Raw genomic sequence first — 25,124 nt, 5'->3', positions numbered from 1 at the left:
CGATTTGGGAGGTCAAGACACCCCCGCCCTCTCCAGCGCTTCTGTCACATGTTCGTGCGGCAGCCACATCAGGCTGGCTGTGCGCGTCCAAAGGATCGCGGTGCGGATCTCGCGCCCCGGATAAATTTGGGAAAGTGCCTTCGCGTAGGCCCCCATTTGTCTCAGCAGCCCTTCGGGGCAGTTCTCGGCGGCGGCAGGAACCGTGGCATTTGTTTTGAAATCAACAACCTGAACTTCCAAGTCGGTGACGATCAGACGGTCGATGATCCCGTGCACCCTCACCCCGCCCAGATCCGCCGACAGCGAGACTTCGGCCAGTGCTTCGGGCGCAAATACCGGTTTCAGGTGCTTTGCACTCAGGACTGCTGCCGCCTCGTCCAACAAGTCCCGCCTCTCCAAATCCCGCATATCCGGCAGTAGCCGGGTGCAAAGCTCGGGCCAGACATGATCCTGCGCAGCCGGTAAATGCTCCAGCAACAGGTGAATACGTGCCCCGCGCAGCTTGGCGGCCTCTTCGTCCAGCCCGTCGTCTCCGGGCAAAGCCTTTGCCCCGCCGAGGTCAGACGGGCTCAGCGTGTCTTGTGGCGGAACCGGGTCTGGCGGCAATGAATGGAACATATCCGGCAACACTCCGGGCTGGATGGGTGTGTCAGATTGCGTCACCAGCGGCAATCCCGCCCAATCCCCATGGGCCAATCTGAGGATATCGGTTCCTTCGACCTGAACGGCCCCCGCCTTCGCCATTGCCGCTTCGACCATCTGGTACCAGCTGGACCCGTCTTTGCCTACATCCCCCGCTGCGGCCACGATCAACCACTTTTCGGCCCGTGTTAGAGCCACATAGAGCAAACGCAGCCGTTCATTTTCTTCTTTTTCGCGTGCCTCGCTTCGTGCGCGTGCAATCAGATCGGGGGAGCCGTCAGCCGGTACCTTCCACACCGGTATTCCGTCGGCGACCATGATTTCGGCGTCCCTTGGCGGCGGGCGTTTACCGGTGTCCGGCAGGATCACGATTGGCGCTTCCAGCCCCTTCGAGCCGTGAACGGTCATCACCCTGATCATGTTGCCGACCCCGCTCATCTGGCGCTTGATTTCCAGATCGTCAGTCTGCATCCAGATCAGAAATCCGGTCAGGCTTGGAATATCCGTACGCTCGTAAGCCAACGCCTGCGACAGCAATGCGTTGATGCCGTCCTCCGCCTCGGCCCCCAGGCGACCGAGCAGTTTGCGACGACCATCGTGGCGGGTCAGAATGCGCTCGATCAGGTCGTATGGGCGCAGAAAGTCGATCTGTCCGCGTAGGTCGTTCAGAACGGCCAGCGTTTCCGGGTACTCCTCGGCCCGGTTGCGCAGGGCTGTCCACAAAAAGGGATCCGTCCGCCGATGCGCCAAATCGAACAACTGCTGTTCGGACCAACCGAATAGCGGAGATTTCAGGACCGTGGCCAGAGACAGGCTATCTTCCGGCGTCGCCAGAAAATTCAGCAAAGCGGCCAGGTCCTTGACCGCCAGTTCCGCGCCCACTTTCAACCGGTCGGCCCCGGCAATAGGCAAACCGGCTGCCTTGCAGGCGCGAATGATCTCGGCAAACAAGTCCGAGCGGCGCTGGACAAGGATCAGAAAATCGCCGGGCCGCACTTTTCGGCGCACGTAATTGCCGGGTTCAGTGCCGTCGTCCGGAATTGTTTCACCGGTATCGATCATCGCCTTGATCGAGTTTGCAACTTTTTCGGCCAAAACCACGGTGTGATGCCGAGCACCGGGTCGGTCGACGGGATCAGTCCAGTCGCCGTCCTCATCGTCTTCAACTTTTTCGATTACGGGCCACAGATCGACCCGACCAGGGAGGTCCGCCTTGAAGGCGCGGTGCTGCGACTCCTTGTGAAATCCCGCTTCCATGCGGTTTTCGAACAGAAAATCGACCAGAGACAGGATCGCGCTGGAGGAGCGGAAGGAATACTCCAACGTCCAATCCCACAGTTTAGAGCCTGATTCCTGCAACTTCCGCCCAAATTGTTCCCGCATCCGGTCGAAAGCTTGCGGGTCGGCGCCCTGAAACGAGTAGATCGACTGCTTTTTGTCTCCGACTACGAATATCGTGCGCTCAACCCCGGATCGGGCGCCTTCCCCGCTGGTGAATTCCTGCGCGAGTTTTTCCACGACGTCCCATTGGTCGGGGCTGGTGTCCTGTGCCTCGTCGACCAGAATGTGATCGATGCCTCCATCAAGGCGGTACAGCACCCATTCCGCCACGGCCGGGTCATTCAACACCTGCCGGGCGCGCAGGATCAGATCGTCGAAATCCAGCCAGCCGCGCAATTGTTTGCGGCGTTCGTATTCCGGTAGGAACGCAGCGGCGAACCGATGCAGAACATGTGCTTTCTGGGCGGCGACAAGCGCAAGCCGCCGCTCTCGCGCGGCCTCAACCCTCAGCATCAGGGCTTCGAGTTTCGGCATCCGGTCCGCCAACGTGCCTTCCCGCAAAGCCTTGGTTGGAAAGTTGCTGATCTTGGCGGTAAAGGGCTCTTTCGCCCCTTTACCGGTCAAAAAGACATCTTCGAAAACGGGAAGAGCAGCCAATTGAGGCTCGTTGACCATGGCAAGTTTTGTCGCTGCCTTGGCGTTGTTGCCGCCGCTCTCGGCCAGAACAGGCAGCAAAGACTGAATCAGGTCGACCTCACCCCCCAGAAACACGCTTTCGACCAGTGCATCCTCGTCAAATCCTTGGGGCAAGTCGAACCGCCGTAGCAGATCGACCCAGCCGAGAGGTCGGGAAAACAGGCTCCGCTTTTGCGTGATCGCGGCGGTCAGCCTTTCAAAACCGGTATCGGTCACAAACCGGGCAATGTCTTCGACAAGCCGTGCATGCGGGCCGTCGGCAAAATCCTCAAGGATTTCATCGCGCAGCAGGGCTGCCGCGCGGTCCTCCATCTCGGTGAATTGCGGACTGACCCCGGCTTCAAGCGAAAAACGACGCAGCAGTGACGCACAAAACGAGTGGATCGTCTGGATTTTCAACCCGCCCGGTGTCTCGATTGCTCGGGCAAACAATGTACGGGCCCGGCCGAGCTTGTCGGGGTCGACAATGCCCTCGATCCCCAGATCCGTTAGCTGCGCCAACAATGGTGCATCGCCTAGCATCGCCCATTCGCCAAGGCGCTTGAACAGGCGGTTCTGCATCTCGCTGGCGGCCGCCTTTGTGTAGGTCAGGCACAGGATATGCTGTGGCTGCACCCCATCCAGCAGCAAGCGCGCCACACGGTCGGTTAGTACTCGCGTCTTGCCCGAGCCGGCATTGGCCGCGAGCCAGGTCGAAGCATCGGGCCGCGCGGCCTGTACTTGCCGTTCGGTCGCATCATTTCGGACGGTCATGTCAGGTCCTCGGAGCGCGTCTCGGCGGTGCGGTCCCATTCGCCAAATCGTGCCAGATGGTCATAATCACCGACATCTGTGTCCTTGTGCAGCATGCGACGGGATGAGAAGCCCTGATCAGGCTCTAAATAAGCCGAAATTAGCTGTCTTAGGTCGGACAGAACCTTGTCGGGCGGTTCTTTGTCCAACGGTGCGGGGACCTCTTTGTATGTGCCGCCCATGCCGACAAAGGTGGCCTGAGCCACGGGCATAGGGTCCAACCCTTCGATTCCGCCTTGTTCGGCCAGTGCGGCCTCGATCAGCAGCTGTTTGTCGAACTTGGCCTGCTGGCTTTCTGACGGTGGCGTGCCGGTTTTGTAGTCGATAATCCGAAGCGCGCCGCGGCTGTTTCGATCGATCCGATCCGCGCGGCCGGATATGGTGAAATCGAGCGGCGCGAGTGTCAGATCCATCTTCGCTTCAAATGCAATTGGCCCACCATCAGCACGTCGCTCGGTTTCCGCGTTCAGGAAGGCATCGGCAATTCGCGTCAGACGGGCCAGCCACAGCGTCCGCGCGGTTGGCCATGCCACATGTAAGTCCAACAGTGTTTCTGCACGTTTCAGAAAGTTCTCGCGGGTCAGCAAGGCGGTATCCAGAACGCTGTCCTTGATGAAGTGCTCCAGAATCTCGTGGATAACGATCCCGCGCAACAAAGCATCCGGAGCCTGCACCAACGGATCCAGCGGCTTCAGCCGCAATACGTGTTTGGCATATATCGCATAAGGATCGCGGATCAGACGTTTGATCTCGGTCACGGTCAGGCGGCGCGGACGGGCCGCGACCGGAGGCCGGGGGGACGGGCGATGTGCGGCGTCCAAACCTGGCGCGTGCTCAAGCGCCTGTGACCATTGCAGCCACCGCTGACCACGATGGCGCATTCCGGCCAGCGCTTCAGGACCGCCCTGCCCCGGCAACCCCTTCATCAGGTTAGTCAGACGGTTCAGCCAACGTGACGGCACGGTTTCGGCGTCATCCGACCGTGTTGCACGGGTCAGCCAAACCTCGGGCGCGCCCACGGCTTGCTGAAAATCATGCGCTGACAGGCCGATCCGCCGTTCGGGCAACAACAATCCGGCCTTGGCACGCATTTGCCGGTTCAGCCAGGGGTCGGGCGCCGCGGCTTCGGGCCAACTGCCTTCGTTCAAGCCGCCAAGAATCAGCAGATCGGCCCCCTGGACGCGGGCTTCCAGCGTCCCCCAGATCATGATGCGCGGATGAGGGGCGTCGCGATCGCGTACTTCTTCGCCCGCAAGCAAAGCGCCCAGCAGATCAGCGAAGTCATGGGCTGTCATCCTGCCGCCATGGCCTGCCTCACCCTCAAGCGCGGTCAGGACGGCAAGCGCTTTTTGGCCTGCGTTCCTGTCCCAAAGCGTGCCGGCTTCGCCAGTGGAACCCGCCGAAATCGCCTCGGCAAGGCTGCGCAACCGGGTGACCCAGGTGTCCAAAGGCCGCTCTCCCGGCATTTTCTGGTCGCAGAAGTGTTCAGTGACCCAGCGCGCCCACTCTGCGCCGGCGTCCTTTCGGGTTGCAAAACCAGTAAGGCTGGCAGCATCGGGGAATGGCGGGCCGTTGCGGCGCAACTCAAGCTCCAGATCACGCGTATGCAGTAGATGCACGCCGCGCTCGCCTCCGTCATGGCAAAGTGGATGCTTCAGCAGTGTCAACAAAGCCTCGCCATCCAGCCGACGGGCAAACAAACCTGCCACATGTCGCAGGAAACGGCCCGGAGGAGACAGCTGCAGCGGCAGACCGGCACTATCGTCAGGCAGAATGTTCCAGCGGTCCAGCGCGGCGCTGACCTGACGGGTCAACATCCGGTCAGGTGTGATCAGGGCGGCCGTCTGGCCCGTCTCAGCCGCCTGACGCAGGCGCAGCGCGATGGCCAGCGCCTCGGCACGGGGAGAGTTCGCCTCGACAAGCGTCAGGTCGGCGGTTGCACCGTCTAGATCGCTCAGGCATGGGCCTTCGCTCATCCAGGCGTCAGTGATTGGGGCCGGGCGCAAAGCAAGGGAAATCAACCGGTTACGCTTGGGCGAGGGGGCCTGATCTCCGGTCCATGGGGTGATCTGATCCGGGTGCAGCTCCAGTTCGCGCATCAACTTCTGAAACCGGTACTGGGGATGATCCTCGGACGTCAGGGCATCATCCATGCTTTGCCAGACGGCCTGAGGCTGGTCGAAATCGTAACCGGGCAGGATGAGCGCCCCTTGCGGCAGGCGCGCAATGGCTTTCATCAACATGAGTGTGGTTCCACGGGAACCGGTCGAGCCAGCGAGAATCACCGGATGCCGAGGCGGGTTTTCCTGCCAGTGCGAGATCAGCGATTCCACCACCAGTCGTTGCCGCGCCTGCGCGTCCAACGCGCCACCGTCTGAATAGATGAAGTTATCCGCAATACCGATAAAGGCCTGCGCCCGCGCCCAATGGCCGGACATGTCACTGACATCCAGTTGGCGAATGGCGTCGGGCGATACGCCTTCACCCTGCATTTCGTCGATCAGGGCGGCGAGGCTGTCGGATAGGTCAAACAACGATGACCGGGCGGCCAAATCCGGCTGCTGTTCGAGCAGTTTGGCGATCAACTGGGTCAGTTGCAGTTTGCGTCGCAAGGGCGGAATGGCCGGCGGTATCCGCGCCAGATCCACGCTTTCTCCCAAATCTGTGACAAGTGACAGTTTTGGAAGCAGACAAGGTGGACCCTGATCGAACAGGTCGCGGACGCGACGCGCCATGCGCCGGGTGTTCACCACTAGTTGTACGCGGGCCAATGCTTCGGGCGATTGGTTGGCGGAGCGTTCGCGCAGGCCGTTTACCAGAACCTTGGGAAAGTCCGCACCCGGTGGTGCGGCAAAAACCCTTGGCTCGGTGGAGGGTTCAAACATCGGCGATCAGCCCTTCGGCAAGCGGGATCCCCTCGGGCCGGCCCACATCGCACCATCGCCCGGGATAGCTGAGGGCGAAAAGGCGACCACTTTCAATCATCTGATCCCATAGCAGGTTTAGTGAAAACGCCTCGTGCTCAAAGCTGTGCAGCCCGTCGGTTATAAGGATTTGCGCGCCGCCATAAACAAGGCCGGGACCTCGGGTGATCCGCCCGTCGGCATCTGCGGCAAAATCGCCGGACCCGGCATGGCCGATCGTGTGACCAACGGGGACACACATTAGTAAAGCGTCCATCTTAGTTGGATCCCATGCTTTTTGCAGCAATGTCAGGGGATTGGGCCCTGCCCAAACGGCATCAGAGTTCAGCGTGAACACCGGATCAGGCCCAAGCAGAGGCAACGCCGCCCGCAAACCGCCGCCGGTTTCCAGGATATTTGGCGTTTCATGGGACAACAGAACGCCCTTGGGCTTAAGATGCGCGGCCATTTGATCAGCCCGGTAGTGAATATTGGCGACCGTGCGTTCCGGTTGGAGATCTTCCACAAGATCCAGTGCGTGGTCGATCAGGGGTCGGCCGGCGACCGGGATCAGGGGCTTTGGGCAATTCTTCGTAAGCGCCCCCATGCGGGTGCCGAACCCTGCGGCGAACAAAATGACGGCGCGCGGTATTCCGGTCATTGCTGTCTCAGCCTGGCAAGGTTCTCGGGGGTCGGTTTTGGCAGAGATTCGCGAATTATGTCAGCGACGGGAACCAGGGCAGGGTGTTCCAGATCGCGCATCAGATGAGCCCAGGCGGCCGGAATCAGATCGATGTAATGCGGTTTGCCGTAGTCGGTGGCCAGTCGGGCAAATCCGCCGAGAATGCGCAGGTTCCGCTGCGCACCCAGAACGCTGTAGGCCGTGCGAAAGTCATGGCTGTCGACGCCTGTGGCGGTGATATAGCGGTCGATCATGCGCATTTCGATTCCGGCAGGAACCGAGCGACGCACATCCTGCAACAGTGACATGAGATCGTATGCCGGATGGCACAGCATGGCGCTTTGAAAATCCAGAAGACCGACGCGGGCGACGCCCTCGCGGTCCGGTAGCCAGATCAGGTTTTCGGCATGGTAGTCCCGCAACACGACGACCCGAGTCCCGCCGGTCTCGCGGTGGAGGATGTCAGCAAAACGCAGCTCAAAACGTGACCGCGCGTCCGCGTCATGGCTGCCCAGGATGCCTTGCGCGTATTTCGTAAAGGCCAGCGCAGCATATTCGGTCATCAAAGCCGGATCGTAGCTGTCCAAGGACAACACCGGTGCCGCATGCAGGTGGACCAGAACGTCTGTCGCGGCATCATATAATTTCCGCTCGGACGAAGGATCCTTCTGTAGAACACGCGCGAACAGATCGTCGCCCAGATCCTCAAGCAATAGAAAGCCGAATTCACTGTCTTCGGCATAGATTTCGGGCGCGCTCAAACCGATTGAACGAAGATACTCAGCGACCCGAACGAATGGTTCGACATCTTCGCCTTTTTCCGGTGGCGCATCCATCAATACAGCGGTCCGGCCACTGATTGGGTCGGTCAGACGCTCATAACGACGGTTCGATGCATCTCCAGCCAGTGGGGCATGCGCGGCGTCGGTCCACGGTGTTCGGGCGATCAGCGCCTCGGCCAGAATAGCCCGGTTGGTCATAACGAATTCTCCAGCCGCGAGGTCCATTTCGGATCGGACCAAAGCAGGTCCAATTGTCGGACGTCATCGTCTCCGGGACTGGTCTGAAACTTCAGTGTTAGAGCCGATTTCGGGCTGACAGGGCCCAACTTGTCCGGCCATTCGACAATGCAAATGCCGGTCTCGAATGCTTCGGTCAAACCCAGTTCCTCGACTTCTTCAATTGCGGTCAGGCGATACAGATCCGAGTGCCACACCTCGCCAATCCGGGTTCCATAGACCTGAACCAGCGTGAATGTGGGCGATGGGATGTCTTCCGGTTCCGTCATCACGGACTGGATCAGGGACCGCGCGAAATGGGTCTTGCCGCTGCCTATCGGCCCATCCAGAAGCAGAACGTCGCCGCGTTGCAGAGTCGCCCCCAGACGGGCAGCGAAATCGCAGGTTTCCTTGGGTGATTTCAGTGTGATCGACAACGGCGCATTCATGGCGCCACAATGGACCCGAGCCCGATCCTCTGCAACCGGTTCAGGCGCTGATTTTTTGCAAACCGTCGATATTTTCGACGCTGTCCAGAACGGTAAATCGCACGATTGTCGCGCCGTTTTGCATCGGACTAATTGTACAGCCAAGTTGCGGCCCGTTGCGCATCTGGATTTCCGCCGACCATTCGGCCCGGTTGTCACGCATTTCCACGAAATCCCGGATTTCGCCCAGAACAGGTGTCGCAAAGCACTGGTCCTGCCATCCTCGCGTCACATCCAGAACCGTGACGGGATCAATTCCGATCTCATCGCTTTCGCCCCAGAGCGCTTGATAGGCAAAGTTGGTAAAGGCCAGCGAACCGTCATCTGCAAACACGATTATCGCATCCGCCAACTTGTCCAGAATCGATTGCATCAGATCCATTTCCGAGCGGAACCTGCGGGTAAGTGTTATTTCAGCGGTGATATCCTCGAACAAAAAAGCAACGGCGCCATCAGGGTGCGGGCGACCACTAACGGAATAGACGGACCCCGACGGCAGAGACCAGGTTTCCTGATAATTGCCGTCCTGCGCTGCTTCGAGCAGGTCATTCATCTGCCGCCGCCAGCCGCGGTAGTTCTTGGGTTCCGGCATCATGTGCTGATCCCGCAACCGGTCAAAGAAACTGGACAGGCTGGGACGGCAACTCAGGAAATCCGGGGGCAGAGTGGTCAGGTCGATCAGCGCCGGATTGAACAGCGCCAGCTGCCGGTTGCGATCGAAAATCGCCAGCCCGATGGATAGCTGAGCAAAGGTCTTGGTCATCGTCTGAACGAATTTGCGCTGGGCAGTTTCCGCTTCGACGATGGCGTTAATATCAACGGCATAAAACAGGTGACCCTGATCCAGTTGCACATGAGTCAGATCGAACCACAGCCTTGCGTCGTCGTTGCCGGCCGTGATTGACATGCGGGTTTTGCGTCCCAGCGGCGCCTCATCGACAAGGGCAGGGAACAAAGGCTCTGTCAGATCGGCGTCTGGTCCGCGGGTCTTTCGAACCAGCGAAACATAAGCTGCGTTACACCAGCGAATTTTTCCGTCATGACCCAGCAGCCATACCGGGTATGGAGCCTTGTCCATGGCGAGGCGGATCGGATCATTTGGATCGCGTCGTTTGGGACCGGGAGAACCGGAAAGATCCCTTAGCTGGACGCGAATGATCCCGTCGATCCATTCGCACAGGACCTCTCGTTCAACGGTGCAATCTATGGCCGAAACAACCAGATTGCCCTCGTTCCGCACGGGTTCCGGAGTTTCGGGAAATGCGGGAAAGTCCCGTTGCAGCAAACGCCGCAGATCGTTCCAATCGGCAATGTGCTCATACCCTGCCAGGGCGATATCCGAGTGGCTGATCAACCGGTCGCCATCGAACAGAAACACCGTGTCATACAATGAGGCCGGAGAAGACAGCCCGAAATCCGTGGACCTGTTTGGGCGGCGCGGGAGCAACCATTGAACCGCAAAGGTGATCGAGACCAGACTGATCCCGGCCAGAATGATCCAGTCCACCATGATTTCCCGCCTTTGGTAAATGCGGGAACCGTTATGGGTAACAAAGGTTAATAGCGTCTTAACTCAGATCTGGAACGGCTGGTTGGCACCAGAAGGAACCGGAGAGTCTCCGGTCTGCGCATCGACAAGGTTGCGTGGCCAGACCACCTGAACGATGGCACCGCGCCTGTCGGCCTGATCCGAGAGGTTCTGGTAGGGATCAGCGCCATTTGCGAATTTCAACTCGGCGCCACTGCGTTCCAGCAGGGTTTTGGCGATAAACAGGCCCAAACCCATACCTTCGTATTCCGGTCGCGCGCGCCTGTCGGTTTCCGACCGCCGCCGCCGCACAAACGGATCGCCAATTCGCCCGAACATGTGCGGAGGAAAGCCGCGCCCGTCATCCATGATGCAGATGGTGATCCAGTTCGTCGTCCACTCGGCCTCGACCCAGACATTGCCCCGCGCGAAATCCACCGCGTTCTGGATCAGATTGCGCAGCCCGTGGATGATTTCGGGCTTGCGCAGGATCGAGGGCTGCTGCACATCGCCATCCCCGGCCGGACCTTCATCAAAATGAATCTGTTTTCCGCGGTTGAGATGCGGTTCAGCGGCTTCGTGAATGACGCTGGACAACGGGGCCTGGCGCAAGTGCAGATCGTCTTTGCCCGCGCGCCCCATGTCGCGCAGGATATCGCGGCACCGGTTGGCCTGTTCACGGATCAACGCGGCGTCTTCCTTGAGGTCCGGCCGGTCTTCCAGCTCCTCGATCAGTTCCGAGCTGGCCAGTTTGATCGTCGCCAGCGGCGTGCCCAGCTCATGCGCGGCGGCGGCAACAACGCCGCCGAGATCGGTCAGTTTCTGTTCACGGGCAAGCGCCATGTGAGTGGCGGACAACGCTTCGGACATCGACTGGACCTCTGAACTCACCCGATGGGAATAGGCACCCAGGAACACAATGGCGATGACAATAGCCGCCCAGTTGCCGAACAAAAGGATGTCGGGGATGTCCAGAACAAGCCCCAGATTGGTTCGCAGCGGCAGGTGAAACTGCGCCAGCAGCGTCGTCAGGACAATGGCGACGCCACCGACGATCAGGGTCGAGCGGGTACTCATCACGCTGGCCGAGATCGTTACCGGACCCACAAGAAGCAGTGCAAAGGGGTTGTTCAACCCGCCCGTCAGATACAGCAGGAACGACAGCTGCAGCAGGTCGAACAAAACCATCAGGAAGTTTTCGTACTCCGACAGGCGCTTGTTTTCGGGAAACAGCAGAATTGCGGTCAGGTTTCCCATGACCGAAACGCCGATCGCCATGTAGCACAGGCCCAGTTCAAGCTGGACGTGGTAGGTTTGCTGCGCCACGGTTATTGCGGTGATCTGGCCGATGATGGCCACCCAGCGCAACAGGATCAATGTGCGCAGGCGAATCCAGCTGCTGCGCTCCTGACCCCGCCATAGACTGGTATTGGAATTTGCCATTGGTCGATTATGTCCTATTGCGTCGGCCCATCATGTTGATAGGTGTCCCGGCCGAAACGATCAACAACCCCGCTGCGACAGGATATTTGTCATGGTCCGCCTTTACGCCATTCTTGCAACTGTAGTTCTGGCCGTGGGTCTTGGCGCCATGTGGCTGCTGACACGCGGCGCAGGCTCGGATGACAAGTTCGCCCAATGCCGGACCAGCCAGATCGCAGGCGGCACAGCGGCAATCGGCGGACCATTCGAGCTGCTCAATGCCAAGGGTGAAACGGTCACCGACAAGGATGTTATCACAGAACCGACGCTGGTCTATTTCGGTTACACCTTCTGTCCCGACGTCTGCCCGTTCGACATGTCCCGCAATGCCGAAGCCGTAGACATACTGACTGAACGCGGGCAGTCGGTGACTCCGCTGTTCATATCGGTCGACCCGGATCGCGACACGCCCGAAGTGGTCGGCGATTTTGCCTTCAATCTGGGTGGAAAGACAATCGGGCTGACCGGATCGCCCGAGCAGGTCAAAGCCGCAAGCCAGGCCTACAAGACCTACTACAAGGCCCACGACAAAAGCGACGAGTATTATCTGGTCGACCATTCAACCTTCACCTATCTGGTGACGCCGCAGGACGGGTTTGTCGAATTCTTCGATCGCAACGCCTCGGCCGAGCAGATGGCGGATCAGGTCGGCTGCTTTCTGGAAAAGATGTAGCTGAAACGTGTTGTTTGACCTTTGTAACGGCGCTGCTATTACTCTTGTCTAAGCCAACGGCGTGAAATAGCGGAAAGAATAGACTATGGCGGACAGCGCTCCACTCGACATCGGTCCCGACAAATCCCTGCTTCTGGTGGACGATGACGAGCCGTTTCTGAGACGTCTGGCCAAAGCCATGGAGAAACGCGGCTTCGAGGTTGAAACCGCAGGCTCGGTCGCAGCGGGCCGCGCCATTTCCACTGCCCGCCCACCGGCTTATGCGGTTGTTGACCTGCGCCTCGAGGATGGCAACGGTCTGGATGTGGTCGAGGTGCTGCGGGAAAAGCGCCCCGACAGCCGGGTTGTTGTACTGACCGGATATGGCGCGATTGCCACTGCCGTGGCGGCCGTCAAGATCGGCGCGACCGACTACCTGTCCAAACCCGCCGACGCCACCGACATTACCAACGCATTGCTGGCCAAGGGCGACGAACTGCCCCCGCCGCCGGAAAATCCCATGAGCGCGGACCGCGTGCGTTGGGAGCATATTCAGCGGGTTTATGAGTTGTGCGACCGGAATGTCAGTGAGACCGCGCGCCGCCTGAACATGCATCGCCGGACGTTGCAGCGGATATTGGCGAAGCGCAGTCCGCGGTAAATGCACCGGCAGAAGTCGCCTGACTAGTTCACATCCTTGTAAACGAGTGCGAGATAGGCCTGCCCAACGGTTTCGTATTTCACCTTTGCCCAAAGACCGATGAGCATTTCCTCATCGGATAGCTTTCGATCATAGATTTTGGTGACCTTTATTTTCCCGTCAGGCAGTTCCTCGTCTAGTTCCCACGTCTTAGGAGTCAGGTCGGAAAATCGCAGATACATGAGGGCGAAAACAACCAAGTGTCTTTTGCCAATAGAAATGGCATAGTCCTCGATTTCTCGGACGGTAGTTTGCGTTTCGGAAAAAACAGCTCTGTTTGCGACCCGTTCCAGCTTTACAAACAGTCCGAATAGCTTTGGATCATTTAAAGTGATCAAACCATCTTCGGATTTTTCGACCCCGTGAGTAATCAGTTTGCTTTTTACATATTGGTAAATGGACGTTTCGTACATTCTGGTACTCTTTGTTGCGATACATGATGAGGATCGAGATGATTTAGCACGCGGCTAACAGCATTTCATGTCGCTCCATAAACGCCTCCCTCACCTCAACTGGCGGTCTCAACCTGATTTCCAATCCTTCCATTACCGCCTTATCCGGCCGCCCAAAGAACTTGGTCGCCTCGGACTCAGAAAAGCCCGCGATTTGGGTGGCCTCCATCCAGGCGCTGATCTTGTCGGCTTTTTTGATCTGCCGTTTTACCGTTTTCGGCACCGCCGCAGGCAGGCCAAACCGGATGTGGATCGCCGCCGCCAACCGGTCGTCCAGCGCGCCGTAATCAGGGCCGACGGCGGATTTGACCGGCGAGATCATATCTCCGATCACATATTCCGGCGCGTCATGTAACAATGCCGCGAGCCGCCATTTTACCGGGGATTTGGGGGCGATCCGGCCAAACAATTCCTCAACCAGAAGGGAATGTTCGGCCACGGAATAGGCGAAATCGCCGCGTGTTTGCCCATTCCAGCGGGCCACAAAGGCCAGTCCGTGGGCGATATCTTCGATTTCGATGTCCACGGGCGTCGGATCCAGCAGATCCAGCCTGCGACCGGACAGCATTCTCTGCCACGCTCTGGGTTGTGTTGCCATTTTGCCATGCCCCTTGGGATCAGCCGCGATTGCGCCGCATTTTTATGCTATGATGTACCTGTCAAGATCACCTGCTGCCAACTTTTTCTTGAGCATTCGTGCTTTGCACAGGCACGAGGTGATCCCGACATAAGTACCGAGGGGGGCACATGCTCCTCCCGGTGTGCCCCTCTCGAGACCGTAACGCGTATCGAAAGGAGCTTGCTATGTTCAAGCGTTTGTTTGGAGTTGCACTGGCCTTTGGGATGGCCGCTACCGCGCCTCCCGCCTTGGCCCAAGCTTGTGCGCAGCGTGAACATGTCATCGCCAGGTTGCAGGACAGCTATTCGGAAGAGCTGGCCTTTGGCGGATTGCAGAAAACACGCGGTGCGCAGTCGGTCATGGAGGTGTGGACTTCGAAGGAAACAGGAAGTTACACCGTTCTGGTGACCCACGCCAACGGCATCAGTTGTATTGTCTCCGTTGGCACGGATTTTTTCGAGGCTGTCCCGAAAATCAAGGCAGAGGGCACGCCGAGCTGATTTTAACGCCATAAGTCCCGTTTCCGGCTATCCTCGTTGCCTCGCCCCGAAAGGGATGCTAGGGGCAGTCCGGATCAATTAATACCGGAGTGGAGTACCTGATGGCCGGGGACTATATCGTCAAAGACATTTCACTGGCCGAGTTCGGCCGTAAAGAGCTGGACATCGCCGAAACCGAGATGCCGGGCCTGATGGCCCTGCGCGCGGAATACGGCGACAGCAAACCGCTCAAAGGCGCGCGTATTGTCGGCTCGCTGCACATGACCATTCAGACAGGGGTTCTGATTGAAACGCTGGTGGCGCTGGGTGCCGATGTGCGCTGGGCGTCATGCAACATCTTCTCGACTCAGGACCACGCGGCGGCCGCGATTGCGGCGGCTGGCGTTCCGGTTTTCGCCATCAAGGGTCAGACGCTGGAAGAGCATTGGGATTACCTGGACAAATCCTTCCTGTTCCCCGAAGGCCCGAACATGATCCTGGATGATGGCGGCGACGCGACGTTGTACATCCTGCTGGGCGCACGCGCCGAAGCCGGTGAGGACATCATCCCTGTTCCGGGTTCGGAAGAGGAAGAGGTCATCAAGGCCCAGATCAAGAAGCGGATGGAAGCGTCGCCGGGCTGGTTCACCAAGATGCGTGACCAGATCCAGGGTGTATCCGAGGAAACAACCACCGGCGTGAACCGCCTGTATCAGCTGGTGAAAGACGGCCACTTGCCGTTCCCGGCGATCAATGTGAACGACTCGGTCACCAAGTCGAAATTCGACAACAAATACGGCTGCAAGGAATCGCTGGTCGACGGTATTCGCCGCGCCACCGACACCATGATGGCCGGTAAGGTTGCCGTGGTCTGCGGTTACGGTGACGTAGGCAAAGGTTCCGCCGCCTCACTCCGCGGTGCCGGTGCCCGTGTGAAAGTGACGGAGGTCGACCCGATTTGCGCGCTGCAGGCTGCGATGGACGGCTTTGAAGTCACCCTGCTGGAAGACGAAGTCGCATCGGCAGATATCTTTATCACCACCACCGGCAACAAGGACGTGATCCGCATCGAGCATATGCGCGAGATGAAGGACATGGCCATCGTCGGCAATATCGGCCACTTCGACAACGAAATTCAGGTGGCAAACCTGAAGAACCACAAATGGACCAACATCAAGGAACAGGTCGATATGATCGAGATGCCCTCGGGCAATCGTCTGATCCTGCTGTCCGAAGGCCGCCTGCTGAACCTCGGCAACGCCACCGGTCACCCTTCTTTCGTGATGTCGGCCTCGTTCACCAACCAGGTTCTGGCCCAGATCGAGCTGTTCACCAAAGGCGATGAATACGAAAACAAGGTCTACATCCTGCCCAAGCATCTGGACGAAAAAGTCGCGCGCCTGCATCTGGATCGGATCGGTGTGAAGTTGACCCAGATGGACAGCGATCAGGCGGCCTATATCGGCGTAAAGCCGGAAGGACCGTACAAGCCCGAGCACTATCGTTACTGATTTCCGCTTGCTGCGGATTGAAAACGGCGACCGTATTGGTCGCCGTTTTCATTTTCCCACCGCGTTGTCATCGCAGAGAAGGGAAGAAATCCCCGCGACCCTGCGGCGTGAAGTCCAGAACGTTCCACAAGGGCCAGGCCGCATCCATATGTCTTGGGTGCCAGTCGCTCGGCTCAAAGAACATCTCCGAACTCCAGAAGTGGTGGATGCCGTCCCGATCTTGCTGAAAGACGTTCAGGATCGGCAGTTGGCTTCCATCTTCGCCCTCCGCCAGGTAATCGCGCTGATAGTCGGTGCCAAGCGCGGAATAGAGCGGCAGGTCACTCCAACCCATTTTTGTTTTGAGCGCGGCCAGCTTTTTGGGCGTAGTCTGCGCCACTACTGCAAATGCGATATTCTGGGAAATATGGGCAACCTGCCCGTTCAACCCGTCCAGAAAGGCCGAACACATCGGACAAGGCAGTTCGGCATTTGGTCCGTACATCAACGAATAAATGGCCAAGGTGTCATGCGACCCGAACAGCGATGAAAGAGGCGCAGGGGCTCCGTCCAGCGCCTTGAACGCATAATCCTGCGGAACATTCCCGCCTTTGGGCAAGCTGCGCCGCAGTTTGGCGACCTCTTCGACCCGGGTTCTCAAGTCAATTTCCGCGGCCAGAAGATCGTTGCGGGCGTTGCGGTATTCGGGGCTTTCATTCGGTAGGGAAACGGGCATGGGAATCTCCTTGCTGAACTATTTAACGAAAAGGTTAAATAAAGAGCTGCCGGAAATCAAGTGTGCCCGTTCGACGCGACAAGCTTAGGGGGAATGCGGGCAATTTTTCCCTTTGTGCAATTTCCACCTCCCGTTACCGTGTTTGCGGCGCTGGAATGGCCAGAAACGTACCCAAATCAGGAGACAACAATGGGAAAACGCGACGAACTGATCGCCAAATATGCCGAAGACCTGAAAACCAAGTGCGGCATGGATGCCGATATGGACCTTCTGACAAAGGTCACGATCGGCTGCGGCCCGGCCATTTACGACGCCGATGCATCGACTGTGGCAGCCAGCCAGGAAGGTGAGCTGGAGACTGTCAAAAACAACTTCCTCATCAAAAAGCTGGGCTTGTCGGATGGCCCCGAGTTGATGGAAGGCATCAACAATGTTCTGGAAACCTATGGCATGTCCGAGCGCAACAAGTACCGTGCTGTGGTCTACTACATGCTGACCAAGCATTTCGGCAAAGAGTCGGTCTATAGCTGATCGCCTCGTTTTCCTTTGAGACGCCTGCCGGTTGCCCGGCGGGCGTTTTGAATTTGTTTTTAAGTTTAATAACTTACCATTTGAAGAGCAGAGCAAAAACCGTCTAGGATCAAGCTGTGACCAGGACGGTCAGAACCAAGAATTCCAAACGCGTGTGGTGAGTCGGGAGCACGCGGGGGTAGGGAAGGTTCTGCGCCGTCAGAACCTTCCCGGAAATCTTACCGAAACTCATTGAGAAGCCGGGTAACAAATTGCTCCAGATTTACGGGCGATCGATTAGACTTGCGGCTCAGGTTTCCACCTTTGCCAGCCAGATATACCTCGATATGACCGGGTCGCGTTTTTGACCCAGCGTCCGTGAAATCCCTGGAAATACCACCGAGGGCCTTTGCCGTCACAGCGGCCATCGCCGCATCATTTTCGTGATAATAGCGAACCTGCGTCTGTTTGACCGAATAGCTCACGCGCGCAGTGGCAACCACGTCAGTTTCGCCCGCCTTCAATGCATCCAGTACAGTGGCGCTCGTTTCCGCCGCCACACTCGCAGGAATGAAAAGCGAAATATCGGCAGCGCCGAGTGATCCTTTCGGGAAAAGCGACTCTAAACCGTCCCCTTTCGGTAAATCTGGCGCCTCCCGAAGCGCCGGAGCGACTTCATTCGCCGGCGCGAGGTCAGCCAAGATGTCCGCCGGGGCTTCTTTTGACGGAGGCGCAGGTGACAGGTCACCAACCGGCATCGCGGCGGGCGGTAAAGTTACTATGGTAATTCCAGACGACGTTGGCAGGTGTTTTACGGGCGGAAGCGGAGCGTCCAAAGCAGAAGAGGGGGCATCCGGGTCCATGTCCCCTTGCAGTCCGGACAAATCGGACTGAGCAGCGGTTTCCGTCCTTTCAATTGGGGATTGCACCGTCACCGCAATGGCAGCGTCATCGGCTGACAGCCCGGGACTCGAAGGTGAGGATTCGAGATCGGACTCAATGACAGGGTCGAGAGGCGCGTCCACAGATAACTCTGCCTCATTGGCAGCGGACACCTGACTGGCCTGACCCCAGTCTCCCAATGCTCTGGCCGCCGCCCATTGCAAGAAAGCACCACACAGCATTGCTGCCAGAACGACTAGCAGAATGCCATTTGCCGCGTAGTTTCGGCTTTCAACCGGGGGGCGACTTGCGCCGACTTGTCTGAACACGACCTTCTCTAGCTTTGAGTCGCCCGGCTCGATTGGCGGTGTGTTTTCAGATACTTCCGGCCGATTTTCCGATGAATTCTTTTCCGCATCAAGGTCTCTGGCGCGGGCCAGTGCCTCCGCACGCTGCTGCCGCGCAATCTCCAGACGCGCTTCCCAACTACTTGAGTTCAAATCAGCAACAATATCTTCCGTTGCCCCAGTGCTGCCTTCATCGTCAGACATGGGTTCAGGCTTTCGAAATGAACAATCGATACTCGAACAACACCGAAAGATCTGAGGCAGCACAATACGCTGCCGACAAACCCCCACCCGGCGTAGCCTTAAAAATATACCATTTTTTTAAGCTATTGAGAAGATTTGAGCGCGACCGGGCCCTTGCCCTCAGTCAGCCAGGGTCTCGCCCAGCGCACATATTGCCATCCATTCCTCTTCATTCACCGGTTGAACGGACAGACGGGAATTCTTGACAAGAACCATCTCAGCCAGGCGCCCGTCTGCCTTGATCTGATCCAGCGTTACCGGTTTCGCAAAGGGACGAACCGCTTTGATATCCACACACTCCCAACGCTCATCATCGGTTGTGCTATCCGGATGCGCCTCGGCACAGACCTCAACGATTCCGACAATCGCTTTGTCTTTTTGGGAATGATAAAAGAACCCGCGGTCGCCGATCTGCATCTGCCGCATGAAGTTGCGCGCCTGATAGTTGCGCACACCGTCCCACTCTTCGCCAGCGTCCCCCTTTGCGACCTGCTGATCCCAGCTCCAGGTTGAAGGTTCGGATTTGAAAAGCCAATACGCCATCAGCCAATTACCTTTTTCCAGGGGATAAGCTCGACCGACTGAAACAGCCCGGCCTTCGCATAAGGGTCGCCGTCGGCCCAGCTCTGCGCAGTTGCCAGGTCTTCGACATCGAGAATAATCAGCGATCCGACCATCGCGTCGCCGTTCAGCAAAGGGCCCGCCTGAGCGACAACTCCGGTCTCCTCGATATAGGCCAGATGGGCGGACCGGTTGTCCAGCCGGGTTTGCAGGGCGCCGTCTTTGTCGCGCGCGATCAGTGCGATCAGCATATTATTCCTCCTTGAGCGGGCGATTGAGCAGGTTTTGGATTGCCTCGGACACACTGTAGGCGCCGTGGCTCAGATCCGCCACCGTCGTGCTGATTGGCATATCCAGACCCTCGGCTTTTGCGATCTCGGCCATGGCGCGGGCGGTTGCGACACCCTCGACGGTTGTCGTGCTGTCAAATGGGCGATTCAGACCCAAAGACAGGCCAAAGCGGTAGTTTCGGGACAGTTCAGACGAGCAGGTCAGGACCAGATCGCCCAGCCCCGAAAGCCCCATGAGCGTTTCTGTCTGCGCGCCCCGCATGGCCGCAAAGCGCTGCATCTCGGCAAATCCCCGTGTCATGAGCGCGGCCCGAGCGCTGTCGCCCAAACCGGCACCGATGGCCGCACCACAGGCAATTGCCATAACGTTCTTGAGCGCTCCGCCAAGCTCGGCTCCGATGGTGTCCGACGTTCGGTAGAGGCGCAGGTTCGCAGTGGTCAGTTCCTCCTGCAATTTCCTGCATAGTTCAACGTTCTGACAGGCCAGCGTCAAAGCCGTGGGCAGACCACGTGCGATATCGTCGGCAAAGCTGGGGCCGGTCAGAAGGGCAGGGCGTGCGTCAGGGATAACTTGGCTGATTACAGAAACCGGGCCGAGGCCGGATGACAGTTCAATCCCCTTGCAGCAGGCAACAAGCGTCTTCCCGGCCAGCGCTTGCGTGTTCTGCATCAGGGCGGCGCGCAGCTGTTGCATCGGCACCGCAACGAGCAGCACGGTATTCTGTGTGGCCATCGCCAGATCGGCGGTTACCGTCAGGTTCACAGGAAGTGAGACACCTGCGAGGCGAGCGCCGTTTTCCCGCGTTGCCTGCATCAAAAGCGCCTGCTCTTCTGATCGTGACCAAAGTGTTATTGGCCCATTCCCCGCCAACGAAATCGCCAGCGCGGTACCAAATGCTCCTGATCCCAGAACCGAAACGCTCATGCCTTGGCGCCCTTCTTGCCGCTGCCCAGCATCGACGGGCTGGTTTGATCCAGGGGCCAGCGGGGGCGGGCGGTCAGATCAAGCCCATCCCTTGCACCGGACCTAAATCGTTCGATGCCCGCATATGCGATCATGGCAGCATTGTCGGTGCACAAGCTAAGCTGAGGTGCGATAAACCGGGCACCCATTTCTGAAGAAACAGACTCTAACACAGAACGTATTGCCGAATTGGCGGCCACCCCACCCGCAACAGCGATCACGGGGTCCGACGGGTTTTCGTCAAGGTAAAGGCCAATCGCTCGTCGGGTTTTCTCGGCCAGGGTGTCAACGATGGCCTGCTGAAATCCGGCGCACAGATCAGCGCGGTCCTTGCGGGTCAAACCGCTCTGATCGCTCACGATTTGGTCGCGCATGCGCATCAGGGCCGTTTTGAGCCCTGAGAATGACAGATCGCAACCGGGGCGATCCAGCAGAGGTCGCGGAAACTGAAATCGTTTGGGGTCTCCCGACCTCGCCTCGGCCTCGACCGAAGGGCCGCCGGGCTGGGGCAGCCCCAGCAGGCGGGCGGTTTTGTCAAAGGCTTCACCGGGGGCATCGTCGATCGTGCCGCCCAGGCGAGTGAAATGTTCAGGCCCGTGGGCGACCAGGTATTGGCAATGGCCACCCGAAACCAGCAGCATGAGATACGGAAAAGCTACCCCATCCGTAAGCCGAGGTGTCAAAGCATGTCCGGCCAGGTGATTGACGCCGATCAACGGCAGACCGGTGGCGGCGCTCAACCCCTTTGCGCACATCACACCGGACATCACGCCCCCGATCAGTCCCGGACCCGCGGTCACGGCAATGGCGTCCATGTCCTGCAGCGTCAGCCCGGCGTCCTCCAGCGCCTGAATCACGCAGATATCCAGTTTTTCGGCATGAGCCCGCGCCGCGATCTCGGGAACAATGCCACCATAGGCGCTGTGCAGGTCGGTCTGACCATGCACGACCGAAGACAAGATCTCGGCTTGCGCGCCGTCTGCCTGGCGCACAACTGCGGCAGCTGTGTCGTCACAGCTGCTCTCCAATCCAAGGACTGTAAGTGTTTGCACCATTGGCCTGATCCGTTGCATCATGACTGCCAAGCGGGGTATCACCCTGCGCGGACGCAAACAATCCCAAGGCCGAAGGCGCCGCCTGTTGTATTTGTTGATGACCCGCCCTCGCGCCGCCTCGGAGAGGTTCGTTGCGCAGCTGCCGGCCCGCACCAGATCGCGGGTGACGGTCATTCATTCTCCTCTGATCGAGATCAAGGCACTACCGGTTCGGGTCCAGATGGACGGTATCCGGGGGCTGATATTCTCTTCAGCCAACGCCGTTAATGCCGCAGTCTCGCTGGGGGTGGATCGAAATCTACCAGCCTTTTGCGTAGGGCCTGCGACAACCGGAGCCGCAATGGGCGCGGGATGGCAGGCACAAATGGCGGGCGGTACTGCGGAAGAGTTGATTGCAACCTTGCTGCAGATACGGCCGGAAAGCCCCTTGATACATCTACGCGGCGAACACAGTCGGGGAAACGTCGCAGAACGGTTGACAGAGTCGGGCCTGACAGTGCGCGAGCAGCCGGTTTACCGGCAGAATCTGCTTCCCTTCTCGGACGAAGCCAAAATGGCAATCGCGGGAGACACCACGGTTCTTGCGCCTTTATTCTCGCCCCGAACGGCGCGACAATTTGCCGATGTCTGGACAGGAACCGCGCCCTTGTGGCTGGCGGCAATCAGCGAAGCAACGGCTGAACCCCTTGAAAATCTGGGCTACAGCCGCCTGAAAGTCGCCAAGGAACCCACACCCAAAAAAATGCGGAAAGCCGTTAAAAAGCTTGTGAAACTTGCGATGCGGGTTGAGAGCGCGCCAAGCGCAGATTAACTTGGTCTGGTCCGTAGTTCAGGTCTTTTTAGAATCGATAAGGGGAATGCGACGGTGGCTGGTAAGAAGAAATCCGATCAGGAACCGGTAGAGAACCCTAATCCGGACGAGATGGCTCAGGACGAAACACCTCAGCCCAAGCCGGAAAACGCAGACGCATCCCTTGACGCGGAAGAGCCGGTTGAGGAGGCAAATTCCGAAGCCGAAGCCGAAGCCGAAGCCGAAGCCGAAGCCGAAGCCGAAGCCGAAGCCGAAGCCGAAGCCGAAACGACGTCCGCACCGGTGGAAGAGAAGATCGTTGAACGCACGGTCGAAAAACGAGGCGGGTTTGTTCCGGCGCTGATCGGCGGTGTCATTGCGGCGGCAATCGGATTTGCTGCTGGAAATGCGGGTCTGTTTGCCAATGACACCAACACTTCGGACGCAATTGCCGCGTTTGAGGCGAAATTGGCCGATCAATCGGCAGAGATTGCCAAGTTGTCGAAAGCCCTGTCCGACAGCCCGGACCTGTCCGGCCTTGCCGATCAGGTGACGGACCTGACAAACAAGTTGACACCTTTGGAAAGCGATCTTGGCGGGGTGAAGTCCAGTGTCGATGCACTGACGGGCAAGATCGATCCATTGGCCCAGCGGTTGAGCGCGCTGGAAAAACGGCCTGTCACCGAAGGCGCTTCGCCAGAGGCCGTGGCGGCCTATGAGGCGGAGTTGAAGAAACTTCAGGATTCACTGGCAACGCAGCGCGCCGAGGTTGAAAAGATGGTCGCTGACGCGCAAGCCCTTGAATCCAAGGCCGCCGCCGATGCGCAAGCCGCGGCCAACACGGCCATTCTGTCCAGATTGGTCGGCAAGCTGGACGCGGGGCAACCGTATTCCGATCTTGTGTCCGAGCTTCAGGCGGGAGGAATGACGGTGCCGGATGCACTGTCCGCCCCGGCAGACAAGGGGGTTGCGACGATCTCGGCCCTTCGCGCGTCTTACGCTCCGGCGGCGCGAACCGCACTGGCCGATGCGCGGGACGCGGATAAGGGGACCGGGCTGGTGGCGTTCCTGCAACGCCAAACTGGCGCCCGGTCGGTGACGCCTCAGGACGGCGATGACCCGGATGCGGTCCTGTCAAGGGCGCAGGCGGCCCTGGCGGATGGCGACGTTTCGACCGCGCTGACGGAACTCAAGTCTCTGCCCGAGGCCGCGCAATCTGCGATGGCTGACTGGGAACAAACGGCCCAAACACGTGTGGCCGCAGTTGAAGCCGCGAATGCGCTTGTTGCAAGCGCGAACTCGAAGTGAAGGACCTGCCATGCTGTGGTCATTGTTAAAGATCCTTGTTTTTGTTGCGATTATCGGCCTGCTGGCCATGGGCGCAGGGTACCTGATGGAAACCAGCGGCGGGGTTCAAATTACCGTTGCGGGCACGGAATACACGCTGGGCCCGTTGCAATCGGTGATCGCGCTGGGCGTGTTGGTTCTTGCGGTCTGGCTGTTTTTCAAACTGCTCAGCCTGCTGGTTGCAACGCTGAAATTCCTCAACGGTGATGAAACCGCCCTATCCCGCTATTTCGACCGCAGCCGCGAAAAGCGCGGGTATCAGGCGCTGGCCGATGGGTTGATGGCCTTGGCTTCGGGCGAAGGGCGCATGGCCATGACCAAGGCCAACAAGGCCGAAAAACTGCTGAACAAGCCCGAACTGACCAACCTGCTGGTAGCGCAGGCGGCTGAGATGACCGGCGACACGAAAAAGGCATCCGAGACTTACAAAAAGCTGGTCACCAATAATGCGACCCGGTTCGTCGGTGTGCGTGGCATCATGAAGCAGAAACTGGCCGAGGGTGATGATGAAACGGCCCGAAAACTCGCCGAAAAGGCACTGGCCATCAAGCCGCGCCACGAAGAAACACAGGATGTGCTGCTGAACCTGCAAACCAAGGCGCAGGACTGGGCCGGGGCACGTTCGACGCTGACGTCAAAGCTGAAGGCGGGGTATTTGCCGCGTGACGTATTCAAGCGTCGCGACGCCGTTCTGGCCCTGTCCGAGGCCAAGGATATTCTGGATGACACTGCAACAGTCGAACAACAAGAACACGCGATTGAGGCCAACCGCCTGTCACCCGATCTGGTTCCGGCTGCCGCCATGGCCGCCCGGGCCTATATCGCCAAGGGCAAACCGCGCGCGGCGACCAAGATCCTGAAAAAAGCATGGGAGGTTCAGCCGCATCCTGACCTCGCTCATGCTTTCGCTGAAATTGCGCCGGACGAATCCGCGCAGGACCGGGTGAAACGTTTCACGGCGCTGACCCGCATTCATCCTGAAAACATGGAAACCCGCTTGATCCTGGCCGAGCTTAACATTGTCGCCGAAGACTTCCCCGAGGCGCGCCGCGCCCTGGGTGATGTTGTGGAAAAACAGGGCGATGCGCGGGCCTATACACTGATGGCGGCGATCGAACGGGGTGAAGGCGCATCCGATGCTGTCGTGCAGGGGTGGCTGGCCCGGGCACTGAATGCACCGCGTGGGCCGCAGTGGGTCTGCAACAATTGCCACGACATTCAGGCTGAATGGGGTCCGGTCTGCCAGAATTGCCACAGCTTCGATACGCTCAGCTGGCAAACGCCGCAAACCCCGGAAATTGCAAGCGCAACTGGTGTTCACATGTTGCCGTTAATCGTCGGCGCGCTCGAGGACAAAGCCGAACCGGAACAGGTGGAAGAAAACGAAGACGTGATCGAGGCCGATGCCGATCCGATTGAGAAAGAAGCTGAGAAGCAGGCATAAGGCCCGTCGCGTTCATTTGGGTTCACGCATTACGGGCTGACGTCGGCATTTCGAATGGCGGATGCCTACAG

At 58.8% G+C, this 25,124-nt stretch carries 23 protein-coding genes; 8 read left to right on the top strand and 15 right to left on the bottom strand.

Annotated features, from left to right (window positions below; genetic code table 11):
* Window positions 1-12: 12 nt before the first annotated feature.
* The 7 genes from addA to regB all read right to left on the bottom strand — a co-directional run bounded on the left by addA (window position 13) and on the right by regB (window position 11,453).
* Window positions 13-3,372, bottom strand: coding sequence for a double-strand break repair helicase AddA (addA, locus tag AC2TDJ_RS01610; protein ID WP_480838586.1), 3,360 nt, complete (start codon window positions 3,370-3,372; stop codon window positions 13-15).
* Window positions 3,369-6,296: a double-strand break repair protein AddB gene (gene addB, locus AC2TDJ_RS01605; protein WP_480838584.1), complete on the bottom strand. Its 2,928-nt coding sequence runs from the start codon at window positions 6,294-6,296 to the stop codon at window positions 3,369-3,371. The genes addA and addB overlap by 4 nt, the downstream gene beginning before the upstream one ends.
* A complete protein-coding gene (locus tag AC2TDJ_RS01600; RefSeq protein WP_480838582.1) occupies window positions 6,289-6,975 on the bottom strand; it encodes a nucleotidyltransferase family protein in 687 nt (228 codons plus the stop codon). Before AC2TDJ_RS01600 ends, addB begins: the two co-directional genes overlap by 8 nt.
* Window positions 6,972-7,976, bottom strand: a complete 1,005-nt coding sequence (locus tag AC2TDJ_RS01595; RefSeq protein ID WP_480838580.1) for an aminoglycoside phosphotransferase family protein — start codon at window positions 7,974-7,976, stop codon at window positions 6,972-6,974. Before AC2TDJ_RS01595 ends, AC2TDJ_RS01600 begins: the two co-directional genes overlap by 4 nt.
* Window positions 7,973-8,443, bottom strand: a complete 471-nt coding sequence (gene tsaE / locus AC2TDJ_RS01590) for a tRNA (adenosine(37)-N6)-threonylcarbamoyltransferase complex ATPase subunit type 1 TsaE (RefSeq protein WP_480838578.1) — start codon at window positions 8,441-8,443, stop codon at window positions 7,973-7,975. The genes AC2TDJ_RS01595 and tsaE overlap by 4 nt, the downstream gene beginning before the upstream one ends.
* 40 nt (window positions 8,444-8,483) lie before the next feature.
* On the bottom strand, window positions 8,484-9,992 hold the full coding sequence (locus AC2TDJ_RS01585; protein WP_480838576.1) for a PAS-domain containing protein: 1,509 nt from the start codon (window positions 9,990-9,992) through the stop codon (window positions 8,484-8,486).
* Window positions 9,993-10,055: 63 nt separating this feature from the next.
* Window positions 10,056-11,453 carry a sensor histidine kinase RegB gene (gene regB, locus AC2TDJ_RS01580; RefSeq protein ID WP_480838574.1) on the bottom strand — a complete coding sequence of 466 codons (1,398 nt, stop codon included), beginning with the start codon at window positions 11,451-11,453 and terminating at the stop codon, window positions 10,056-10,058.
* 91 nt (window positions 11,454-11,544) lie between these two features.
* Between regB and AC2TDJ_RS01575 the strand changes: the two genes are divergently transcribed.
* A complete protein-coding gene (locus AC2TDJ_RS01575) occupies window positions 11,545-12,165 on the top strand; it encodes an SCO family protein (RefSeq protein WP_480838572.1) in 621 nt (206 codons plus the stop codon).
* Between the two features lie 85 nt (window positions 12,166-12,250).
* Window positions 12,251-12,805 carry an ActR/PrrA/RegA family redox response regulator transcription factor gene (locus AC2TDJ_RS01570; RefSeq protein WP_298382043.1) on the top strand — a complete coding sequence of 185 codons (555 nt, stop codon included), beginning with the start codon at window positions 12,251-12,253 and terminating at the stop codon, window positions 12,803-12,805.
* 23 nt (window positions 12,806-12,828) lie between these two features.
* Here AC2TDJ_RS01570 and AC2TDJ_RS01565 read toward each other — a convergent pair whose 3' ends face one another.
* Complete coding sequence (locus AC2TDJ_RS01565) at window positions 12,829-13,257, bottom strand: hypothetical protein (RefSeq protein WP_480838569.1); 429 nt, start codon at window positions 13,255-13,257, stop codon at window positions 12,829-12,831.
* 43 nt (window positions 13,258-13,300) lie between these two features.
* A complete protein-coding gene (locus AC2TDJ_RS01560; RefSeq protein WP_480838568.1) occupies window positions 13,301-13,894 on the bottom strand; it encodes an HD domain-containing protein in 594 nt (197 codons plus the stop codon).
* Between the two features lie 206 nt (window positions 13,895-14,100).
* Here AC2TDJ_RS01560 and AC2TDJ_RS01555 point away from each other — a divergent pair, with 206 nt between their 5' ends.
* Together AC2TDJ_RS01555 and ahcY are read left to right on the top strand one after the other, a co-directional pair.
* On the top strand, window positions 14,101-14,415 hold the full coding sequence (locus AC2TDJ_RS01555) for a hypothetical protein (RefSeq protein WP_480838566.1): 315 nt from the start codon (window positions 14,101-14,103) through the stop codon (window positions 14,413-14,415).
* 101 nt (window positions 14,416-14,516) lie between these two features.
* On the top strand, window positions 14,517-15,905 hold the full coding sequence (gene ahcY, locus AC2TDJ_RS01550; protein WP_480838564.1) for an adenosylhomocysteinase: 1,389 nt from the start codon (window positions 14,517-14,519) through the stop codon (window positions 15,903-15,905).
* 67 nt (window positions 15,906-15,972) lie between these two features.
* On the opposite strand, the gene AC2TDJ_RS01545 is transcribed toward ahcY, so the two are convergent.
* Entirely contained in the window at window positions 15,973-16,620 is a 648-nt protein-coding gene (locus AC2TDJ_RS01545) for a DUF899 family protein (protein ID WP_480838563.1), read from the bottom strand.
* Window positions 16,621-16,809: 189 nt separating this feature from the next.
* On the opposite strand from AC2TDJ_RS01545, the gene AC2TDJ_RS01540 reads away from it, so the two are divergent.
* The gene (locus tag AC2TDJ_RS01540) at window positions 16,810-17,151 is read left to right on the top strand and encodes a DUF2853 family protein (protein WP_480838561.1); all 342 of its coding nucleotides are present in this window, start codon (window positions 16,810-16,812) and stop codon (window positions 17,149-17,151) included.
* Between the two features lie 218 nt (window positions 17,152-17,369).
* Here the strand turns inward: AC2TDJ_RS01540 and AC2TDJ_RS01535 are convergent, their stop codons facing one another.
* The 5 genes from AC2TDJ_RS01535 to tsaD all read right to left on the bottom strand — a co-directional run bounded on the left by AC2TDJ_RS01535 (window position 17,370) and on the right by tsaD (window position 21,472).
* Window positions 17,370-18,563, bottom strand: coding sequence for a hypothetical protein (locus AC2TDJ_RS01535; protein ID WP_480838559.1), 1,194 nt, complete (start codon window positions 18,561-18,563; stop codon window positions 17,370-17,372).
* 159 nt (window positions 18,564-18,722) lie between these two features.
* Window positions 18,723-19,145 (bottom strand): EVE domain-containing protein, encoded by a 423-nt coding sequence (locus tag AC2TDJ_RS01530; protein WP_480838557.1) that lies wholly within the window; start codon window positions 19,143-19,145, stop codon window positions 18,723-18,725.
* Window positions 19,145-19,414 carry a YciI family protein gene (locus AC2TDJ_RS01525; RefSeq protein WP_480838555.1) on the bottom strand — a complete coding sequence of 90 codons (270 nt, stop codon included), beginning with the start codon at window positions 19,412-19,414 and terminating at the stop codon, window positions 19,145-19,147. The genes AC2TDJ_RS01530 and AC2TDJ_RS01525 overlap by 1 nt, the downstream gene beginning before the upstream one ends.
* 1 nt (window position 19,415) lies before the next feature.
* On the bottom strand, window positions 19,416-20,378 hold the full coding sequence (locus AC2TDJ_RS01520) for an NAD(P)H-dependent glycerol-3-phosphate dehydrogenase (RefSeq protein ID WP_480838553.1): 963 nt from the start codon (window positions 20,376-20,378) through the stop codon (window positions 19,416-19,418).
* Window positions 20,375-21,472 (bottom strand): tRNA (adenosine(37)-N6)-threonylcarbamoyltransferase complex transferase subunit TsaD, encoded by a 1,098-nt coding sequence (gene tsaD, locus AC2TDJ_RS01515; RefSeq protein ID WP_480838551.1) that lies wholly within the window; start codon window positions 21,470-21,472, stop codon window positions 20,375-20,377. Before tsaD ends, AC2TDJ_RS01520 begins: the two co-directional genes overlap by 4 nt.
* Before the next feature lie 19 nt (window positions 21,473-21,491).
* On the opposite strand from tsaD, the gene AC2TDJ_RS01510 reads away from it, so the two are divergent.
* From AC2TDJ_RS01510 to AC2TDJ_RS01500, 3 genes are read left to right on the top strand one after another with little or no spacing between them, the layout of a single operon-like run.
* Window positions 21,492-22,283, top strand: a complete 792-nt coding sequence (locus AC2TDJ_RS01510) for a uroporphyrinogen-III synthase (RefSeq protein ID WP_480838549.1) — start codon at window positions 21,492-21,494, stop codon at window positions 22,281-22,283.
* Window positions 22,284-22,337: 54 nt separating this feature from the next.
* A complete protein-coding gene (locus AC2TDJ_RS01505) occupies window positions 22,338-23,570 on the top strand; it encodes a COG4223 family protein (protein WP_480838547.1) in 1,233 nt (410 codons plus the stop codon).
* A 10-nt stretch (window positions 23,571-23,580) separates the two neighbouring features.
* Complete coding sequence (locus AC2TDJ_RS01500; RefSeq protein ID WP_480838545.1) at window positions 23,581-25,053, top strand: heme biosynthesis HemY N-terminal domain-containing protein; 1,473 nt, start codon at window positions 23,581-23,583, stop codon at window positions 25,051-25,053.
* The last annotated feature ends 71 nt before the right edge of the window (window positions 25,054-25,124 follow it).

Source organism: Ruegeria sp. HKCCD6647-2 (assembly GCF_057221075.1).
The sequence above is the reverse complement of the archived record's forward strand: the minus strand, read 5'-3'. Positions and strand labels throughout refer to the sequence as shown.

What these genes read in the sequence shown, in the direction of transcription:
- AC2TDJ_RS01510 (WP_480838549.1), top strand. Translation starts at nt 21,492, where the DNA reads ATGACTGCCAAGCGGGGTATCACCCTGCGCGGACGCAAACAATCCCAA.
- tsaD (WP_480838551.1), bottom strand. Translation starts at nt 21,472, where the DNA reads ATGGTGCAAACACTTACAGTCCTTGGATTGGAGAGCAGCTGTGACGAC.
- AC2TDJ_RS01595 (WP_480838580.1), bottom strand. Translation starts at nt 7,976, where the DNA reads ATGACCAACCGGGCTATTCTGGCCGAGGCGCTGATCGCCCGAACACCG.
- AC2TDJ_RS01585 (WP_480838576.1), bottom strand. Translation starts at nt 9,992, where the DNA reads ATGGTGGACTGGATCATTCTGGCCGGGATCAGTCTGGTCTCGATCACC.
- AC2TDJ_RS01540 (WP_480838561.1), top strand. Translation starts at nt 16,810, where the DNA reads ATGGGAAAACGCGACGAACTGATCGCCAAATATGCCGAAGACCTGAAA.
- AC2TDJ_RS01535 (WP_480838559.1), bottom strand. Translation starts at nt 18,563, where the DNA reads ATGTCTGACGATGAAGGCAGCACTGGGGCAACGGAAGATATTGTTGCT.
- AC2TDJ_RS01545 (WP_480838563.1), bottom strand. Translation starts at nt 16,620, where the DNA reads ATGCCCGTTTCCCTACCGAATGAAAGCCCCGAATACCGCAACGCCCGC.
- AC2TDJ_RS01570 (WP_298382043.1), top strand. Translation starts at nt 12,251, where the DNA reads ATGGCGGACAGCGCTCCACTCGACATCGGTCCCGACAAATCCCTGCTT.
- AC2TDJ_RS01560 (WP_480838568.1), bottom strand. Translation starts at nt 13,894, where the DNA reads ATGGCAACACAACCCAGAGCGTGGCAGAGAATGCTGTCCGGTCGCAGG.
- AC2TDJ_RS01530 (WP_480838557.1), bottom strand. Translation starts at nt 19,145, where the DNA reads ATGGCGTATTGGCTTTTCAAATCCGAACCTTCAACCTGGAGCTGGGAT.
- regB (WP_480838574.1), bottom strand. Translation starts at nt 11,453, where the DNA reads ATGGCAAATTCCAATACCAGTCTATGGCGGGGTCAGGAGCGCAGCAGC.
- AC2TDJ_RS01555 (WP_480838566.1), top strand. Translation starts at nt 14,101, where the DNA reads ATGTTCAAGCGTTTGTTTGGAGTTGCACTGGCCTTTGGGATGGCCGCT.
- addA (WP_480838586.1), bottom strand. Translation starts at nt 3,372, where the DNA reads ATGACCGTCCGAAATGATGCGACCGAACGGCAAGTACAGGCCGCGCGG.
- AC2TDJ_RS01565 (WP_480838569.1), bottom strand. Translation starts at nt 13,257, where the DNA reads ATGTACGAAACGTCCATTTACCAATATGTAAAAAGCAAACTGATTACT.
- addB (WP_480838584.1), bottom strand. Translation starts at nt 6,296, where the DNA reads ATGTTTGAACCCTCCACCGAGCCAAGGGTTTTTGCCGCACCACCGGGT.
- AC2TDJ_RS01600 (WP_480838582.1), bottom strand. Translation starts at nt 6,975, where the DNA reads ATGACCGGAATACCGCGCGCCGTCATTTTGTTCGCCGCAGGGTTCGGC.
- AC2TDJ_RS01500 (WP_480838545.1), top strand. Translation starts at nt 23,581, where the DNA reads ATGCTGTGGTCATTGTTAAAGATCCTTGTTTTTGTTGCGATTATCGGC.
- AC2TDJ_RS01525 (WP_480838555.1), bottom strand. Translation starts at nt 19,414, where the DNA reads ATGCTGATCGCACTGATCGCGCGCGACAAAGACGGCGCCCTGCAAACC.
- AC2TDJ_RS01575 (WP_480838572.1), top strand. Translation starts at nt 11,545, where the DNA reads ATGGTCCGCCTTTACGCCATTCTTGCAACTGTAGTTCTGGCCGTGGGT.
- tsaE (WP_480838578.1), bottom strand. Translation starts at nt 8,443, where the DNA reads ATGAATGCGCCGTTGTCGATCACACTGAAATCACCCAAGGAAACCTGC.
- ahcY (WP_480838564.1), top strand. Translation starts at nt 14,517, where the DNA reads ATGGCCGGGGACTATATCGTCAAAGACATTTCACTGGCCGAGTTCGGC.
- AC2TDJ_RS01520 (WP_480838553.1), bottom strand. Translation starts at nt 20,378, where the DNA reads ATGAGCGTTTCGGTTCTGGGATCAGGAGCATTTGGTACCGCGCTGGCG.